Raw genomic sequence first — 15,626 nt, forward strand, 5'->3', positions numbered from 1 at the left:
TGGGGCACTGTGTATGACTTAGAGCGTACCTGCAAAGGCATGTTGTTGTAGCCCAGCAAATAGCTCGTTGAAGCGGTTTTCTTGGGTTAAGGCTTGTTCAAGCTGACGCCCTAACGATTTTTTGATTGAAACAAAATTCCGTTGTTTTTCTATCGAAGGTAACGCAACCGGGAGTTCTTTTATGATCCCCATATTGAGCCCGGCCATGATTGCACCTTTTGCTCGACTCTCAAGATAGTTCCGGGCGACCGGATGCAAGAGGAAGTACGAGTGCAAAAACTCCGGTTCGCAACGCGTGCGGTCGATCGAAATACAGCAGAGGTGTTTTGTGTTAATCGCGGTTGGTATGTCGTCAGGGACAACAGCGCATCGCCCACAAGTCCCCATGATCGTGATTAGTACGTCGCCTGGATTAACCCGATAGCGAGAGAGTTGCGAATATTTTTCTTCCGTAATGAATCTGGGCTTCGCCCATGCAAACGTATTGGATACGGCGTTATCTATACCGAGGACAGCGATGCCGTGATCAACAAACTCGCTATGTAGCAATTGACTGCCAAAGGGACCGGTCCGAATAGCACCCGCAGCAGGTGCAAGCTCAGCTACTGATGTAGTCGCCACCGTAGTGTCGCCAAACATCTCCAAAAACACGGATTTCAGCAGTAGATCGAGCTTGGCGATAGCTTCGCGGCGCTTGGCGCGCAGCGCGTCGGCCTTGTCCAGAATCGCCGCGAGACGGCGTTGTTCGGCGAGTGGCGGGAGCGGAATATTCAACTCTTCTAAAAACGCTTTTGGTACACGCTTCTGACCTCCACTACCGGTCATCCTGAGCTTGCCGTTCTCGCGCACTAACGGTTGACGGAGAAAGTGATAGAGGTATCTATCATCCAGCAATTCCGCTAAAGGACGGACAACATGAAATTCCGTGGAACCAAAGCCGAGGCGCTTATCTATTCGAGCATGAGCAATTTTTCCGTTTTCAAAACAAGGGGTTATTTTCGCTACCAAAACATCACGATCCCTAAACGTCGTGAAGCCTTTAATTACATCCCCAAGTTCTCGCTCCTCTTCCGATGTTATTGCCCCTAGTATTTCAGAGACATTTGCCATTGGGACAAACGATATTGCTTCGCTCAGGTCATTCGATCCGGAACGGTCAAGCCGTGGATTAATCTCAGCTACATCGGCAAGTTTAGGCACCGATCATCCCCTCCAACTCATCCATTCCTTGCATAATCTCAGCCTCAAGAAACTTTAAATCGGCAAGGATTTTCTGTGGCAGCTCGTGCTGTACCTCCTCGTACACTACTTCTTTGTAGCGGTTGATCGACAGGTCATAGTCGTTGTCGACGATCTCGGCTTTGGGCACCAGAAAGCTTTGCGCGGAGCGGTCGAGGCCGGCGCTGGTATTTCGCTTGTGCCAGCGGTCGAGGACGTCGGGTAGGTTGTTGCACTCGTGCTTGCTCGCATCGAGCTCGTTGCGCTTGTCGTCAAGCGAGAAGCCGTCAGCCTGCATGTTGTAGAACCAGACGTGGTTGGTACCGCCGGAGTTGGTTTTGGTGAATAGCAGAATGGCGGTGGACACCCCGGCATAGGGACGGAACACACCCGACGGCATGGAGACGATGCCGTCCAGCTTGTGGTCTTCCACCAACATCTGCCGTAGCGCTTTGTGCGCCTTGCTGGAGCCGAACAGCACGCCGTCCGGGACGATCACCGCCGCGCGGCCACCGGCCTTCATCAATCGCAAAAACAAAGCAAGGAACAGCAGTTCGGTCTTTTTGGTTTTAACGACTTGCTGTAAGTCTTTGGCGCAGGCCTCGTAATCCAGGCTGCCGGCAAACGGCGGGTTGGCCAAAATCAAACTGAACTGGCCTTCGACGCCAGCATGGCCCTCGCTGAGCGAGTCGCGATTTTCAATCGCCGGGTTTTCCACGCCGTGCAGCAGCATGTTCATTGAGCCAACGCGGAGCATGGTGCTGTCGAAGTCGAAGCCGTGGAAAGTGTCGTGGTTAAAGCGTTTGGCGCTGGCCGCGTCTTGATACAGCTCGTGACTGTGGTGAGTGTTGAGGTATTCAGCAGCCGTCACCAGAAAACCAGCGGTGCCGCAGGCCGGATCACAAATGGTGTCCGACGGTTTGGGCTCCATCATCTCGACCATCAATTTGATGATGTGCCGGGGTGTACGGAACTGACCGTTCTGCCCAGCACTGGCGATCTTGCCGAGCATGTATTCGTAGAGGTCGCCCTTGGTGTCGCGGTCTTCCATGGGGATGGCGTCGAGCATGTCCACCACCTTGGCCAGCAACGCCGGATTGGGGATGGTAAAGCGCGCATCCTTCATATGCGCGGCGTAGGTGGACTCGCCATCTTCTCCACCCAGCGACTTGATAAAAGGGAATACTTCGTCGGCAATCAGTGCGTACAAGCTGGCCGGATCACCCAGTGCCTTGAACGCCGCCCAGCGCAAATGCGCCTGGTTGGGGCTGAAAATCGGATTATCAATAGGCTGCCCGGTGCGCGCGGCCTTACGCTCTTTAACCGTCTGCAACTCGTCGAGGCGTTTGATAAACAGCAGATAGGTCATCTGCTCGATAACTTCCATGGGATTGGAAATACCGCCGCTCCAGAATGCATTCCAGATCTGGTCAACTTGGGATTTGATGGCGCCTGTGATCACTACTGATTACCTGAATTAGGGTTTACTGCCCAAGCAACATTGTGGGCAATGGCCGAGCGGGGAAACTCCGGCCTGACAAAGTGCGCGCAGTGTAACGATTCGGGAGTGAAGGTGTCAGGTATAGCCGCTTAGACCATTGCTACGACCGACGCCATCCGGTGAGCGCTTGGCGTATCTATAGGGCATCACGACGCCACATTTCATTGAAAGCAGGTGTTCAATCGATATTGAGCAGCGGCTAACCCAGTGTTTGGGTGTGGGTCATGGATGGTGTTTCGTATTAGGCCCGCATTCTGCAAGGTTTCAGGCATTAAAAAGCCGGCTTGTGGGCGGCGTTATCTTTGAGTTTTTGCCTGTTTTTGCTGGGTATTTCCGATAACTATTTTTCTGTCCCCCCATTTGTCCCCCCACATTGAGCCCGCGCACGAGGTCGGAAGCTCTATGGCGGATGAGTTGGTGGTTAATCTGTGCGAATGGGTGAGATGACTTCAGCGTAAGCGTCGTTGTGACCGCTGACTGTTCGCAATACTTCGATACCCACGGTAAACTTCACACCGGAGATTGCTGCGTCCTGCTCCAGGACGTTACCAGAAAAGCCTTGCGGACTGGGCTGGAATTCTCAAAGCAAGTGACCGCCAACGATGATGTACTGCATGCGTTCGACTGGACGCTCATTTTCGTCATCGATCAGAGCCTTTGCCAGTCGTGAACCCACTATCACCGTCAGAAAGCGAGATGTGCTCGGCGGGCCATTGGAGCAGGCTACGCCTTGCTCACGGCCTGTTTCGACAAAGGCGCAGCTAACTGTGTGACAGAGAGGTCGATTGCATAAAGGGCGCTGGAGTCATCAACCTTTGACAGATTCGGTAGCAAAAGTACAAGTCTAGATTGGCATTTATCGTAAGGCCTACCAATACGACCATACCGTGACTGAGCTGAACAAGCGCTCTACGATACCCCAGACAGAAGCTGGCCTGATCCGATCAGACCGAGCGACAAAGAGAGCAATGTAATGAATCTCAGCAGCACCATCAAATCCATCCAGGACATCATGCGTAAAGATGATGGAGTCGACGGCGACGCTCAGCGCCTTGGTCAACTCACCTGGCTGCTGTTCCTCAAAGTTTTCGACCAGCGCGAGGAAGAATGGGAAGGCGCCCAGTCCAGCTATAGCTCGCCCTTGCCTGAACTGCTGCGATGGCGCAATTGGGCTGCATTTTTGGTAGGGGCCGATGGCCGGAAAACGCCGCAAAAGTCTCCCGCCGAAGTCATCGGTTTCATCAACAACGAGTTGTTTCCACAGCTCAAGGAACTGGATGCAAATGCAAGCCCGCAGCACAAGGTAATTCGTAGCGTCTTTGAGGATGCTAACAATTACATGAAATCCGGTACCCAGCTGTTGGCCGTGGTCGAAAAGCTGGAAGAGGCCATCAATTTTCATGATTTCAAGACTCGCGCCAGCTTGGGGGATGTCTACGAGCAAATGCTCAACGATTTGCGCGGTGCTGGGAACGCTGGCGAGTTTTACACCCCGCGTGCCATTACCCAGTTCATGGCAGATCGTGTTAATCCGCGATTGGACAAGCGCGATACGGTAATGGATCCAGCGTGTGGCACGGGTGGCTTCTTGACTGCTGCCATTGACCATTTTCGCAATCAGCTCCGCACTGACCCCAGTGATATTGAAAGGCTCGCGATTGAGAAATTGATTCACGGCATTGAAAAAAAGCAGCTGCCGCACCTGCTCTGCACCACCAACATGTTGCTGCACGGCATTGATGTTCCGAGTCAGATTGAACACCGCAATACGTTGGGCACACTCTGGAAAGAATGGGATGCTAACGACAAAGTAGACTGCATCATCACCAACCCTCCTTTTGGTGGATATGAAGATGATGGTGTTGGTAGCGACTACCCGCCGAACCTGCGCACACGCGAAACTGCCGACATGTTCATGGCACTCATTATTGAGAAGCTGTTGAAAGAAAATGGCCGTGCTGCTGTAGTTCTGCCCGATGGCTTTTTGTTTGGTGATGGGATCAAGGGCGAGCTGAAAAAGCTGCTACTTCAGAAGTGCAATTTGCACACTATCATCCGTCTGCCTAAGGGGGTTTTCGCCCCTTACACAAGCATCAAAACCAACTTGCTGTTTTTTACAAAGGGCAGCACAGCGGACAATGACGCGGAACACTTTCATACAGACTCTATCTGGTTCTACGAACACCCGTATCCGGAAGGTTACAAGAGTTACTCCAAAACCAAGCCAATCCGTTTTGAGGAATTCAAATCCGAGCAGGAGTGGTGGGGGTCTGAAGCTAGCGATTTTGCTAGTCGAGTGGAAAGCGAGTTCGCCTGGAAAGTTGACTTCAAGGCCAATCGCGAGAGAGCTGAAACTGCCGCTAAGCCCCACTGGCAGCGCGCTACGGAACTGAATAAACAGATCGTTGCGCTGGAATCAGAAATTAACGATTTGCGCAGGAGTCTGGGTACTTCAGCTAAGTCGGCCAGCCATGAAAAAATCGAGCTTCAGATAGCTGAGAAGCGTCTCCAGGTCGAACAGTTGCGTCTGCAAGCCCGTGAAGCACAAGCTGCGGGAGACCGAGTTTATTGGCCGATCTACAATCTCGACATCAAGAACCCCAACTCGCCAGAAGAGGAAATCCAAGATCCAGACCGCCTTCTTGAAAACTACAAAAGGCTGTTAGGCGAAATTGAGGAAACTGAGAACAGGCTCAAAAGTGAACTGACTGCCGCGCTAGCGCATCATTTTGTAGACGAGGACGCCTGATGGAGGCGCAGCAATTTCTAGCGGAGTTTGGGCATATTGCAAGCGCGCCAGGGGGCATAACGCGCTTGCGCGAGTTGGTGCTGCAATTTGCGGTGCAGGGGCGACTAATAGAGAAGGGGCCTTCATGGACATTGCGCACACTGTCAGAGCTTGGTAAGTGGGGCAGTGGCGGAACACCTGCAAAAACACACGCTGACTACTATGGCGGAGATATTCCGTGGTTAGTAATTGGTGACTTAAATGACGGTGTAGTGAAGTCCGCGTCTAGCTCCATTACACAAAAAGGCCTAGAGAATAGTTCTGCAAAACTAGTCCCTGCGGGATCTTTGCTGGTTGGCATGTATGGATCGATAGGGAAGTTGGGTATAGCAGGGGTTGAATGTGCTACAAATCAAGCTATTGCACATTGCGTTGTAGACGATAGTTTGGCCCTTACAACGTATCTTTTTGTGTTCATCAGAGCCATACGAGCTAATCTCTTTCTTAAGGGTAAGGGGCTTGCTCAGCAAAATATCTCGCAAACGATTTTGAAGGCTCAAGAAATTGAGCTGCCTCCACTTGAAGAACAGTCCCGCATTGTCGCTAAAGTAAATGAGCTGATAGCCTTATGCGATGATCTTGAGGTAGAGCAGAAAGATTGCCGCCGTGTGCAAAACAAATTGCGTCAGGCCACTTTGCAAGCTGTCGCCACAGCTACAAGTCCATATGAGCTGCAAACGGCGTGGTCGCGTTTGGACGAGAACTTCAGTCTGCTATTTAATTTTCCGGAAGACGTGGATCAGTTCATCGCTGAGCTGAAAAACATGTCTGTCCGTGGATTGCTTTCTTTAGCCTCTACCTCCTCGGTTGATGTGGACAGGATTACGACAGATTGCGATAACTTACGTGATAGTTACGTTTCGTCTGGCCTAATGCGGCGTCAAAAGCTCGTCACAGTTACAAGTACCGAAGTTATCTATCCCGCGCATTGGGCGATTGTTCCATTTGACAAGGTAGCTGTTGTCATAGGTGGTGTAACCAAAGGCCGCAATCTGCGTGGAAATAATGTTTTGACCCGCCCTTATCTAGCGGTCGCCAATGTTCAGCGTGGTTTTTTTAAATTGACTGAATTGAAGACAATCCAAATTGGCGTGGAGGAGTTGAGTAAGTATCTTGTTCAAGACGGTGATTTGCTAATCACCGAAGGTGGCGATTGGGATAAGGTTGGACGTACTGCAATCTGGAGAGGCGGCGTTGAAGACGTTTTGCACCAAAATCACGTATTCAAAGCTCGCGTTTCATCATCCTATTTGCTCAATGAATGGGTTGAGCTCGTATTCAACTCAGGTGTAGGTCGTGACTATTTCTCTGGAGCGTCGAAGCAAACGACAAACCTTGCGTCAATTAACATGACGCAACTCCGAAGTTTTCCCTTGCCTATTCCACCGCTTGATGAGCAGCAAGAGATATTAGTCAAACTAGATGAGTTGACAAGTCAGGCAGTAGCCTGGCGTAAACAGTTAGAAAAAAAGCAGCGCTTAGCCTCATTGCTTGCGGGCGCAACTGTGGAAGCCCTTACTGGCATTGCCACTGAACAGCAAGAGGAACCTATGAAAGCACCCAAAACTGAACTGATTGCCCAGTTGCGCTTGGGTAACACGCCCAATATTAGTGCCCAGGCGCCATTGGCGACAATTCTGACTCGCCACAACGGTGAAATGCCTGCAAAAGATTTATGGCAGCGCTTCAGTGGCGATGTTGATGCCTTCTACGCGCAATTGAAGGTGGAAGTTTCAAAGGGATGGATTATGGAACCTTCTGTAGCTGAAATGCGCCAAACACTGACTGACGTAGAAGGTGTCTGAAATGCAGTTGCAATTTCTTCGGCTACCACACTTTCGTAATTTGCGTGAATTAGATATATCTTTCACGTCACATTTTATGCCCGAGTTCGAGGGGGCAGATCCAGTCAGTTTTAAGCCTATTCGCAGTCATGTTTTGATCGGCCAAAACGGCGTTGGCAAGTCTAATCTAATTGAAGCGCTGATCACTATTTTTCGCGACATCGATCTAGATCGTGAGGCAGCATTCGATTACACATTAGGATATGAAATTCGTGGTCATGTGGTGCGTATCGAAGCGGATACAGCAAAACAGAAGCGTCCCTTTGTATGGGTAGATGGCGAGCGCGTTAGCCAGGAATACTTAATAAAAAATGGGCCGGCTGACAAGGTGCCGCGTGATGAACGTAGAGGTCCTCGGCTACTGCCAACTCATATCTTTGCTTATTACTCTGGCCGTAATGAGCGCATCGAGGCACTTTTCCAGGAGCATCAGCGCCGCTTCAATCAACGCCAGGAAATCACAACAGATGAAGTGCTGTCCGAGCAATTGCTGGAAAGGTTCACAGCGTCTGAAGCTGACATACGCGCGATAGACGATGCTAAGCGTAGGCGGGACACTCGTCTCAAACAGATTGGGGACGACCGCTTACGTCGACTGTTTTACTGCCGTGGTGGCCACAGCCAGCTGGTATTGTTGGCCTGTTTGCTGTCCGATGATCCGGTCTTTCAGAAAGTATTGAAAAACCTGCATATTGAGTCATTGGAGTCCGCTCTATTTGTCCTTAAGGAGCCACACCGTCTGCGCGAAAAACGCAAAGGCGGTAAATTAGACGAAAACGAAATTAATGAAGGTGATCCGCGTTTTTGGTATGCGCGTGGCAATGTGGTGAGCGAGTTTCTCGATAAGCTTTGGCAGGTTGCTTGGGCTCCAATTGAGCAGGAAACCACGAAACAGATCGACTTCCGAGGCCGCAGCGAAAAACAGAAACAGCTCTATCTGTTTGTTCCAAGTCAGGACAAGCTCAAACAGCTCGGCGAGCTAGTTGGCGGTACCGACAGTTTTTTCCGTTACGCCGAAGGGGCCTACATTGGCGACCTGATCGACGAAGTTCGCATCACAGTAAAAAAACGCGATGAACACGGTGGCAAGGTTAGCTTCACTCAGCTTTCTGAAGGTGAACTACAAATGCTTACCGTGCTCGGTTTGATGAGGATAACTCGCGAAGACAATTGTCTATTCCTGCTCGACGAGCCGGATACTCATCTCAATCCAATCTGGAAGCTGCGTTACTTCGATGACATTGAAGGTGTGCTGACGTCGGACGATGGCGCGCTGGTGCAGGGTGAATCGCAAATCCTGATCACCACTCATGACCCTATGATGATCGGCAGTCTTAAGCGTGAGCAGGTGCATATTTTACGTCGTGATGGCGAGCGGACGGCAGTAGATGTACCGGATGAACATCCACAAGGTATGGGCGTGACTGGCTTGCTTAAGAGTGAGTTGTTTGGCTTGTCATCCACTCTAGACATTGAAACAGAGCGGCGCCTGTTTCGCCGCAATGAGTTGTTTGTTAAGGCCTCACGTACGCCGGAGGAAGAGGCGGAGCTATCTCGTCTTTCTGCTGAGCTGGCCGATTTGGGCTTCTCAACGGCTGATTTTCGGGATCCTGACTACGCCTTGTTTGTACGCAAGATGGCGCAGCACCGCAGATTCCGCAAGCCTGTACTGACGCCAGAAGAGCAAGCCGAACAGGACGCCATTGCCGATTCGATTATTGAAGAAATTTTGCGCGAGAAAGGTGGAAAATGATCTTCATCGACTTGGAGCACAAGCTGCCAACTGACGCTGAGCTGCCGCCAGATGTTCGCTGGTCGCAAGCTGCTTGGGACGCGTGGTTAGCCGAATCAACTCGCCTTGTAGGAGAGCTAGCCAAGCTGGATGTCGCGGGAAAGATTAAAGAACGGAATCAGTTGATAGATGATCGCAGTGCGCATTGGGGCAAGCTTAAGCCATGGTTGTTGGCCATTTCCTGCGGAAAGTGCTGGTTTACCGAAGCTCGCGAAATTGCCTCGCATCTAGATGTGGAGCATTTTCGCCCCAAAAAAGCATCTCGTAACGTTAAGGGCTCGGACCGAGATGGTTATTGGTGGTTGGCTTTTGATTTTATGAATTTTCGCATCGCAGGCACCGTGCCCAATCGTAAGAAGGGAGCATGGTTTCCGTTACGTTACGGTTCCCGACGCTCCAGTTACGCAAGGCGATGTGAGGGCGATGAGATCCCACACTTCCTTGACCCGACAAATGCTTACGATGTAACACTACTTGCTTTCGATGAAGAGGGTAAGGCTGTGCCGGCACCGGGAATCTCCCGGTGGGAACATGTACGCGTTCGTCGGACTGTCGAACGTTTAAAACTCACGGAGCATCAGGCGTTAGCCGAAGAGCGTCGTAAGGTTTGGCAGCGCGTAAGCAACCACATAGGTAACTACAAACGTGCGTTGGCTGAGTCTAGACACTCTGGAGCAGCCCGCGAACGTGCTAAATCTGAAGCTCGTGAGATATTTGAGCTTACAAAAAACAGCGCAGAATTATCTGCGGTAGCCAAATGGTGTGTTTTGCTACGAAATGATCCCCAATTGTTGAGATTGGTATGCTGAGTGTTGCACTCGCCCTGGAGAATATTCAACTTCAATGTGCCATATGGCTATTTTTAGCAACAAGGAACCTTGATGGTAGTAAGTTGCTTGAAGTTGTACGGTGAAAAAAATACATAGAGTCGTGCAGTAATGGAATAACGTGTAAGCAGTCTGAGTTCCTATAGATGCTGGGCTCAGACCGCTACAGGGACATAATAGTCCAGGTTTGACGGGTAAGATAAAGCCAATATGCTAATATCTTTGATTTAGAAGTTGTGAGCGTATGGAATTGTCGTGTGCCTCTTAATGAATGCCTATAGGTTTATCATTTTTGTCGTAACAAATTGGATATTCGCAGTAACCGCCAGCACTTTCCACGTCATCTACTTTAACGGTCGGAAGGAACTGATTTAGATCAGCTTTAGCTACTTTATTCTTGTTGATATGGCAGTCGTCGTCCATCTGCGGGTTGCACCACGCTTCGCTCACACTAGTTTTAGACTTCGGTGCAGTAGCCGATTGCTTAGTGTCTGAGTCCAGTGTATACGCCGCTAGATCGTCCTTAACGATAGACTCGAGTTGTCCATGATCCAGAAGAAATTCGGAAAGTAGTCCGCGCGCTTGTGCATAAGAAACGGGCTTGCCATTTTGATATGGCCCACCGTCCATGCGGTACGCAATAGGGAAGCCATCACTGCTCGGATAGATGTAGTAGTGGCGAGATGCCGTAAAGTTTATGTCTTGGTCAATTAAACCAAATACACCATCAGCTCCTTGAACAATGCACTTGCCTCGGCGGCACAGCCCGCTTAGTTGGTTGTTGTAGGTAATGTTTTGCCGCTGGGCGGCATCGTATACTTTTATTAGGCGTGGCAGGACCTTCCAGGTACACCGATAAAACTCAGCGCCATATTGATTTTTCGCTTTAGCACAGGGAATTGCATAGGGCAGTCCCTCCATTGTCACTTCACTTGGAAACATTGGTGAATAAGTATAACCATAGTCTACAGCGGCATTTGCTAATGTGCCAAATGCAAGAAACGGTAGTGCTGTTATAAAGTGACGAATGAGTTGTCGCATGGGAAGTCCTTTTTAGTTTGTGTTGGCTTCGGCCTTTGGAGGGATTCAGTTAGGTTTGTAATTGACTGTTATCTTTTTATTTACAAAGTCTTTTATTATTTCGTAGTCAGGGTTGTAGGTGGCCAGCTTGTGGGCAGTAATCGTAGCTGCTGAAATGGCTAATAGCGGTAGAGTAGATACGGATGCAAGAACTCCAAATGCACCTAGCACTCCACCTTTGGCTACCACGCCTTTTAAGTCGCTACTGACGCGACACTTAAATCCTAGGCTCTCTATCTTTTTTTCGACTTTCAGTACGCTCTTAGTGAACTGACCTCGTAAACCTACAATCACGAAGGATGCTTTGGCGCGTAGGAGAATGTCTATTTCAGTTTCGTTTAGGCCGTTAACTGTCTTGAGTGGCATGTTTAAAGTTCTCTTTGCTGAGCGTAGGAGGTGACCCTCACGCTGAGTTAGCGCGATGCCATGTGCCTGTAAAAGGGTCGTAAATACCGTGGCCGTTAAAGCATCATAGCGCGACGATTTCCGCCATGGCAAGAATCTCTGCGACTCACGATAAAGACGGCGACCTGGTACAGCTTGGTGCGGCGGTACGCGCGCGGCGGCTCGAGCATGCGCTGTCACAAGAAGCCCTAGCGGACGCTGCTGGGATCGACCGTTCCCACATGGGGAAAATTGAACGAGGGGAAAGGAATGTTACTTTTTTGAATATTCTTAGGATCGCGACGGCTTTGCGCTGCAAGCCTTCAGATTTGCTCATCGAAGCAGGGCTGTGACCTGCCATTTATCAACGGTTTGTTTGCAAAAGTCGTTCTTAATTCCTGTATCTGTCCATCCTTTGCATAATTCATTTGGGTAGGGGCAAACATATCTCAATGGTGTTCCTATAGGGTATAAGTCGCCCAGCCCTCTAAGCACTGGCTGGGCAGGTTGATATGCGAAACGGTTCAGGCCGCCAGGCGAAGAGCCGCATCCAGTGCCCTCTGCTTAATGATGGCACCTTGTCCGAACCATGCTGAGTCCATCCGGTACTCAGAACTCCTTGCCCGCCGCTCATGGTCGACATATTCGGTCACGGCGTTGAGTAGTCCCCATGCGGTACCTTTAGCAGACTGCAAGGTTGAGCCTCGGCCTTGTCCTTCATACAGGCTTTGTACTTTGCGTAATGCTCGTTCGTTCGGTAGTACTTCCGGAATGGGGCTGTTAGGAGGGGTGTCGCATAGCACGCTGAGGAAGAAACTCATCGCTTCCGGCCACTGCACCCGGCGCTCTGCGAGCATGTGCATTCGATGCATGAATTCGTCCCACTGCGACACCGCGATACCCAACTGCTTCTTTACCGCCTGCGGATCAAACCGAGTGCTGTGCGGAACTTTGATGGCGCGGCTGGCCCCATCCAAGGCAATGGTCAGTGTGTTGTTGCAGACGACTCGAACGGTAGTGGGTGTGGCGGTGGTGGCTAACGTGCCGTCGCACGAGGTTGCCAGTAGCAGATAACCATTCACCTCATCATTACCTGCCAATGCGGCGGTTTGCCCTGTCCGTGCCAGCGCCCAGAACTTACGGCCTCCTTTCAACACTCCCGCAGTTTCCAGCTCATACCCGGAGACCTCAGTAAGGTCGCGGTAAAATTCCAGCACATCGTGAGGCTGCACTATTTGGTAGCGTTGTGAGACTACTGAAAGCGCTGCTTTGGTGTCAGAACGGTACAAAACCTTCTGTTCTGGAAATGTATAAATTGATCCCAGGTTACCTACTGTGTTGGCCTTGAAATGGACGGGGCTGTCTTCTATGCGCCAGTTCATACCTGCTTCTTTCTGCCAGACCTCAATAGGTTGTTTAGGTGAAAGCGCGGAGCCGAGGCCGTGCCACGGCGCCTGCCCGACATAGGCCATTTGTTCAACATAGTGAGCCATTGGTTTTTTCTCTTTCGATAGGCACACGGCAGCGCTGCTGAGATATCAGCAGGGAGGAGTGCACAAGTGATTTAGTTGTCAGTCTTCTTGAGATGCTTCGAATGTACGTTGAACTGGTAGGGGCGTTGTGGGTAAGTGCATACGGAAAGAGCAATTACATTGGTTGCATTGGTAGGCGTCGAAAACATAGTGATCAATCACTGATCCTATTTTCGCTCCTGCGATACATCCCGCTGCACCACTTACAAATGCCGCTGTAATAGCTGAGGCTAATCGCCCGATTGTGGCGGTCAGCCCACCAGTTGGGCCACTGGTTATCAAGACGATGCTGGCGCCGATAGACGTGGCGGATAATCCTCGGAGTGCGCCGCTTACACCGCCGATGGCGGCACCTGCTCTCTTGGCTATGGCTTGCTTTGCCACGGCTGATGAGCCGCAGCTTGGACATTTATTCATTTTTCAGATTCCAGGTTTTTGGATATGTCAAGACTGTTTGTTGCCTCCTGAGTGTCATGTATGGCTAAAATTATTTCGAATTGAGTCGTGGAGTCAGCAGAGAGAGCCAAAGTTAGTTCCCGGTCACAGAGGAACCAACATTTCAGAGCTGGGAACCAACTTTCTGCACTGGAAGGTTGGCTTGTGTGCGTGAGTCTGTCCGTCAGCGTCATGGTCGTCAGTTGGAATTCTGTTTTGTCCCCTGGGAATTTTTTACTAGGTGTTAAGTCGAGTGAATGCGGGCAGAGGTTCTTTTACCGTTGGGATTCATTACAACCCGAGGTATCTACCATGCAGCAAGCTTCGGCAGTGCATCCAAGTGTTATCAGGCTCAAACAGCTCTCAGTTAGGGTGGGGCTGTCGCGATCAACCATTTATGATCGGATCAACCCAAGATCTTCGCGATATGACGCAACGTTTCCTAAGCCTTTTAAATTGGGCAGCTTTGCTGTGGGATGGCTGGAGGAAGACGTTAATGCTTGGCTGCATCGGTGCGCTAGCTCCTCCTGTGTTGGGGCTAATCCGAACTAGACACAAGCACTAACTTTCATTTTCCAGTTTGTAAATATCCCCGGCGCGCGTTGGTGTTGTCTATCCGTTTCGTTGGTGTGACCGGAGGAGGCGGAGATCCTGAATATTGGTATCTATGTTATATCTAATATCTACATCTAATAATCATACCCAATGCACACCATGTTAGATGCATTGGTCTGTATGGGTTGTATGTGGCGATGAATGCAGCAGTAGCTGAAGGTGGCTCCTGCAAGGTGCATTGTTAGTTGAGTGCTCTACGTGAGTGATGAGTAGAGCGCCTACTCAAATAAGGTGAGTGTATGAAGTTTGATGATGGGTTGGAGTTCTATTTGGAACATGATGAACGAGCCCCTTGAAACACAGGACACCGTTTCCCCCTTACCATAAGGGATAGGCAAACGACTGTGTTTATGACTACCAGCAAAGACAAAAGCATCGAAGTGCTCGGCCAGGAGCGGCGTCGCCGTTGGAGCGTCGAGGAGAAATTAACCATGGTGCGCGAGAGCCTGGAGCCTGGGCAAAGCGTCTCGGTGGTGGCCCGGCGCAACGGCATCAATCCCAACCAACTGTTCCACTGGCGCAAGCTCTACCAGGACGGCAGCCTTTCGGCAGTCAGTGCCGGTGAAGCGGTGGTGCCTGCTTCCGAGCTGGCCGATGCCCTCAAGCAGATCCGCGAACTGCAACGGATGCTGGGCAAGAAGACCATGGAGGCTGAAATCCTCAAGGAAGCGGTGGAGATCGCCCGCTCGCGAAAATGGATTGCGCACTCACCCTTGTTGCCGGGGGACGACCAGTGAAAGCGGTCAGTGAGAGTCTCGGTGTGGCGCGCTCGCAATTGACGGCTCGGCTCAAACAGCCCACTCCGGGGGCGCAGCCGCGTCGTCGCCGGACGCTCAACGATGCGGCCCTGGTCGAGCGGATCAAGCAGGCCGTCGGCGCATTGCCCAGCTATGGCTATCGCCGGGTCTGGGGCCTTTTGCGTCGACAGCATGAGCAGCAGGCCCAGCCACCGATCAACGTGAAGCGGGTATACCGCGTCATGCGAGACCACGACCTGTTGCTGGAGCGCCGGCGCAAGCAGCCGGGGGTGGCGCGGCGTCATGAAGGTCGCGTCGCGGTGGACACGAGCAACACCCGCTGGTGTTCGGATGGCTTCGAGTTTCGCTGCGAGGACGGCGAAAAACTGCGTGTAACCTTCGCTCTGGATTGCTGCGACCGTGAGGCCATCAGTTGGGTGGCCAGCCCAAATGGCTACAGTGGCGACGATGTTCGAGATGTGATGCTGGAAGCTATCGAGCAACGCTTTGGTGACCAGCTACCGACATCGCCGGTGCAATGGCTGAGCGATAACGGCTCGGCCTATACCGCTGAACAGACCCGGGGCTTTGCCCGGCAGATCGGCCTGCTGCCCCTGACAACTCCGGTGTGCAGCCCGCAGAGCAACGGCATGGCGGAGAGCTTCGTGAAGACTATGAAGCGTGACTACATCCGTCACATGCCCAAGCCCGATCGAGCGACGGCCCTGCGTAACCTGGCCATCGCCTTCGAGCATTACAACGAGGAACATCCGCACAGCGCACTGAACTACCGCTCACCTCGGGAGTTCAGGCGCCTGGCTGAGGCATCAACTTAACGGGGTGCCGGTGTCCGGTTTGATAGGGGCAAGTCCA

The 15,626-nt window shown here is 51.4% G+C and carries 12 protein-coding genes; 7 read left to right on the forward strand and 5 right to left on the reverse strand.

Annotated features, from left to right (window positions below; genetic code table 11):
* Nucleotides 1-18 precede the first annotated feature (18 nt).
* Both PVZ80_RS09255 and PVZ80_RS09260 read right to left on the reverse strand, forming a co-directional pair.
* Entirely contained in the window at nucleotides 19-1,200 is a 1,182-nt protein-coding gene (locus tag PVZ80_RS09255) for a restriction endonuclease subunit S (RefSeq protein WP_273863726.1), read from the reverse strand.
* Nucleotides 1,193-2,680 (reverse strand): type I restriction-modification system subunit M, encoded by a 1,488-nt coding sequence (locus tag PVZ80_RS09260; protein WP_029526522.1) that lies wholly within the window; start codon nucleotides 2,678-2,680, stop codon nucleotides 1,193-1,195. The genes PVZ80_RS09255 and PVZ80_RS09260 overlap by 8 nt, the downstream gene beginning before the upstream one ends.
* Nucleotides 2,681-3,692: 1,012 nt before the next feature.
* On the opposite strand from PVZ80_RS09260, the gene PVZ80_RS09265 reads away from it, so the two are divergent.
* Genes PVZ80_RS09265 through PVZ80_RS09280 form a run of 4 tightly spaced genes read left to right on the forward strand, consistent with a single transcriptional unit; the run spans nucleotide 3,693 to nucleotide 9,952 of the window.
* Nucleotides 3,693-5,468 (forward strand): class I SAM-dependent DNA methyltransferase, encoded by a 1,776-nt coding sequence (locus tag PVZ80_RS09265; protein WP_273863727.1) that lies wholly within the window; start codon nucleotides 3,693-3,695, stop codon nucleotides 5,466-5,468.
* Nucleotides 5,468-7,312 carry a restriction endonuclease subunit S gene (locus PVZ80_RS09270; protein ID WP_273863728.1) on the forward strand — a complete coding sequence of 615 codons (1,845 nt, stop codon included), beginning with the start codon at nucleotides 5,468-5,470 and terminating at the stop codon, nucleotides 7,310-7,312. Before PVZ80_RS09265 ends, PVZ80_RS09270 begins: the two co-directional genes overlap by 1 nt.
* Nucleotide 7,313: 1 nt before the next feature.
* Nucleotides 7,314-9,104 (forward strand): AAA family ATPase, encoded by a 1,791-nt coding sequence (locus PVZ80_RS09275; protein ID WP_273863729.1) that lies wholly within the window; start codon nucleotides 7,314-7,316, stop codon nucleotides 9,102-9,104.
* Complete coding sequence (locus PVZ80_RS09280) at nucleotides 9,101-9,952, forward strand: hypothetical protein (RefSeq protein ID WP_160049764.1); 852 nt, start codon at nucleotides 9,101-9,103, stop codon at nucleotides 9,950-9,952. Before PVZ80_RS09275 ends, PVZ80_RS09280 begins: the two co-directional genes overlap by 4 nt.
* 282 nt (nucleotides 9,953-10,234) lie before the next feature.
* Here the strand turns inward: PVZ80_RS09280 and PVZ80_RS09285 are convergent, their stop codons facing one another.
* Both PVZ80_RS09285 and PVZ80_RS09290 read right to left on the reverse strand, forming a co-directional pair.
* Nucleotides 10,235-11,011 (reverse strand): hypothetical protein, encoded by a 777-nt coding sequence (locus PVZ80_RS09285; RefSeq protein ID WP_273863730.1) that lies wholly within the window; start codon nucleotides 11,009-11,011, stop codon nucleotides 10,235-10,237.
* Between the two features lie 45 nt (nucleotides 11,012-11,056).
* A complete protein-coding gene (locus PVZ80_RS09290) occupies nucleotides 11,057-11,416 on the reverse strand; it encodes a hypothetical protein (protein WP_160049765.1) in 360 nt (119 codons plus the stop codon).
* A 125-nt stretch (nucleotides 11,417-11,541) separates the two neighbouring features.
* On the opposite strand from PVZ80_RS09290, the gene PVZ80_RS09295 reads away from it, so the two are divergent.
* Nucleotides 11,542-11,787 carry a helix-turn-helix domain-containing protein gene (locus tag PVZ80_RS09295; protein WP_160049817.1) on the forward strand — a complete coding sequence of 82 codons (246 nt, stop codon included), beginning with the start codon at nucleotides 11,542-11,544 and terminating at the stop codon, nucleotides 11,785-11,787.
* A 171-nt stretch (nucleotides 11,788-11,958) separates the two neighbouring features.
* On the opposite strand, the gene PVZ80_RS09300 is transcribed toward PVZ80_RS09295, so the two are convergent.
* Complete coding sequence (locus PVZ80_RS09300; RefSeq protein WP_273863731.1) at nucleotides 11,959-12,927, reverse strand: DUF932 domain-containing protein; 969 nt, start codon at nucleotides 12,925-12,927, stop codon at nucleotides 11,959-11,961.
* A 786-nt stretch (nucleotides 12,928-13,713) separates the two neighbouring features.
* On the opposite strand from PVZ80_RS09300, the gene PVZ80_RS09305 reads away from it, so the two are divergent.
* Together PVZ80_RS09305 and PVZ80_RS09310 are read left to right on the forward strand one after the other, a co-directional pair.
* On the forward strand, nucleotides 13,714-13,953 hold the full coding sequence (locus PVZ80_RS09305; RefSeq protein WP_273863732.1) for a helix-turn-helix transcriptional regulator: 240 nt from the start codon (nucleotides 13,714-13,716) through the stop codon (nucleotides 13,951-13,953).
* Between the two features lie 413 nt (nucleotides 13,954-14,366).
* Nucleotides 14,367-15,589, forward strand: a protein-coding gene (locus PVZ80_RS09310) for an IS3 family transposase (protein ID WP_202946906.1) whose coding sequence is annotated in 2 segments (ribosomal slippage) — nucleotides 14,367-14,712 and nucleotides 14,712-15,589 — 1,224 coding nt in all. Because the reading frame shifts where the segments join, the coding sequence is not laid out codon by codon here.
* Nucleotides 15,590-15,626: the final 37 nt, after the last annotated feature.

It is taken from the genome of Pseudomonas sp. B3G-3 (assembly GCF_028640915.1).
In the GTDB taxonomy this organism is placed as follows: domain Bacteria; phylum Pseudomonadota; class Gammaproteobacteria; order Pseudomonadales; family Pseudomonadaceae; genus Aquipseudomonas; species Aquipseudomonas chlororaphis_I.

Bases quoted from the DNA above. Each gene is read 5' to 3' on its own strand.
- PVZ80_RS09300 (WP_273863731.1), bottom strand. From the start codon at position 12,927: ATGGCTCACTATGTTGAACAAATGGCCTATGTCGGGCAGGCGCCGTGG.
- PVZ80_RS09305 (WP_273863732.1), top strand. From the start codon at position 13,714: ATGCAGCAAGCTTCGGCAGTGCATCCAAGTGTTATCAGGCTCAAACAG.
- PVZ80_RS09295 (WP_160049817.1), top strand. From the start codon at position 11,542: ATGGCAAGAATCTCTGCGACTCACGATAAAGACGGCGACCTGGTACAG.
- PVZ80_RS09290 (WP_160049765.1), bottom strand. From the start codon at position 11,416: ATGCCACTCAAGACAGTTAACGGCCTAAACGAAACTGAAATAGACATT.
- PVZ80_RS09280 (WP_160049764.1), top strand. From the start codon at position 9,101: ATGATCTTCATCGACTTGGAGCACAAGCTGCCAACTGACGCTGAGCTG.
- PVZ80_RS09285 (WP_273863730.1), bottom strand. From the start codon at position 11,011: ATGCGACAACTCATTCGTCACTTTATAACAGCACTACCGTTTCTTGCA.
- PVZ80_RS09275 (WP_273863729.1), top strand. From the start codon at position 7,314: ATGCAGTTGCAATTTCTTCGGCTACCACACTTTCGTAATTTGCGTGAA.
- PVZ80_RS09270 (WP_273863728.1), top strand. From the start codon at position 5,468: ATGGAGGCGCAGCAATTTCTAGCGGAGTTTGGGCATATTGCAAGCGCG.
- PVZ80_RS09265 (WP_273863727.1), top strand. From the start codon at position 3,693: ATGAATCTCAGCAGCACCATCAAATCCATCCAGGACATCATGCGTAAA.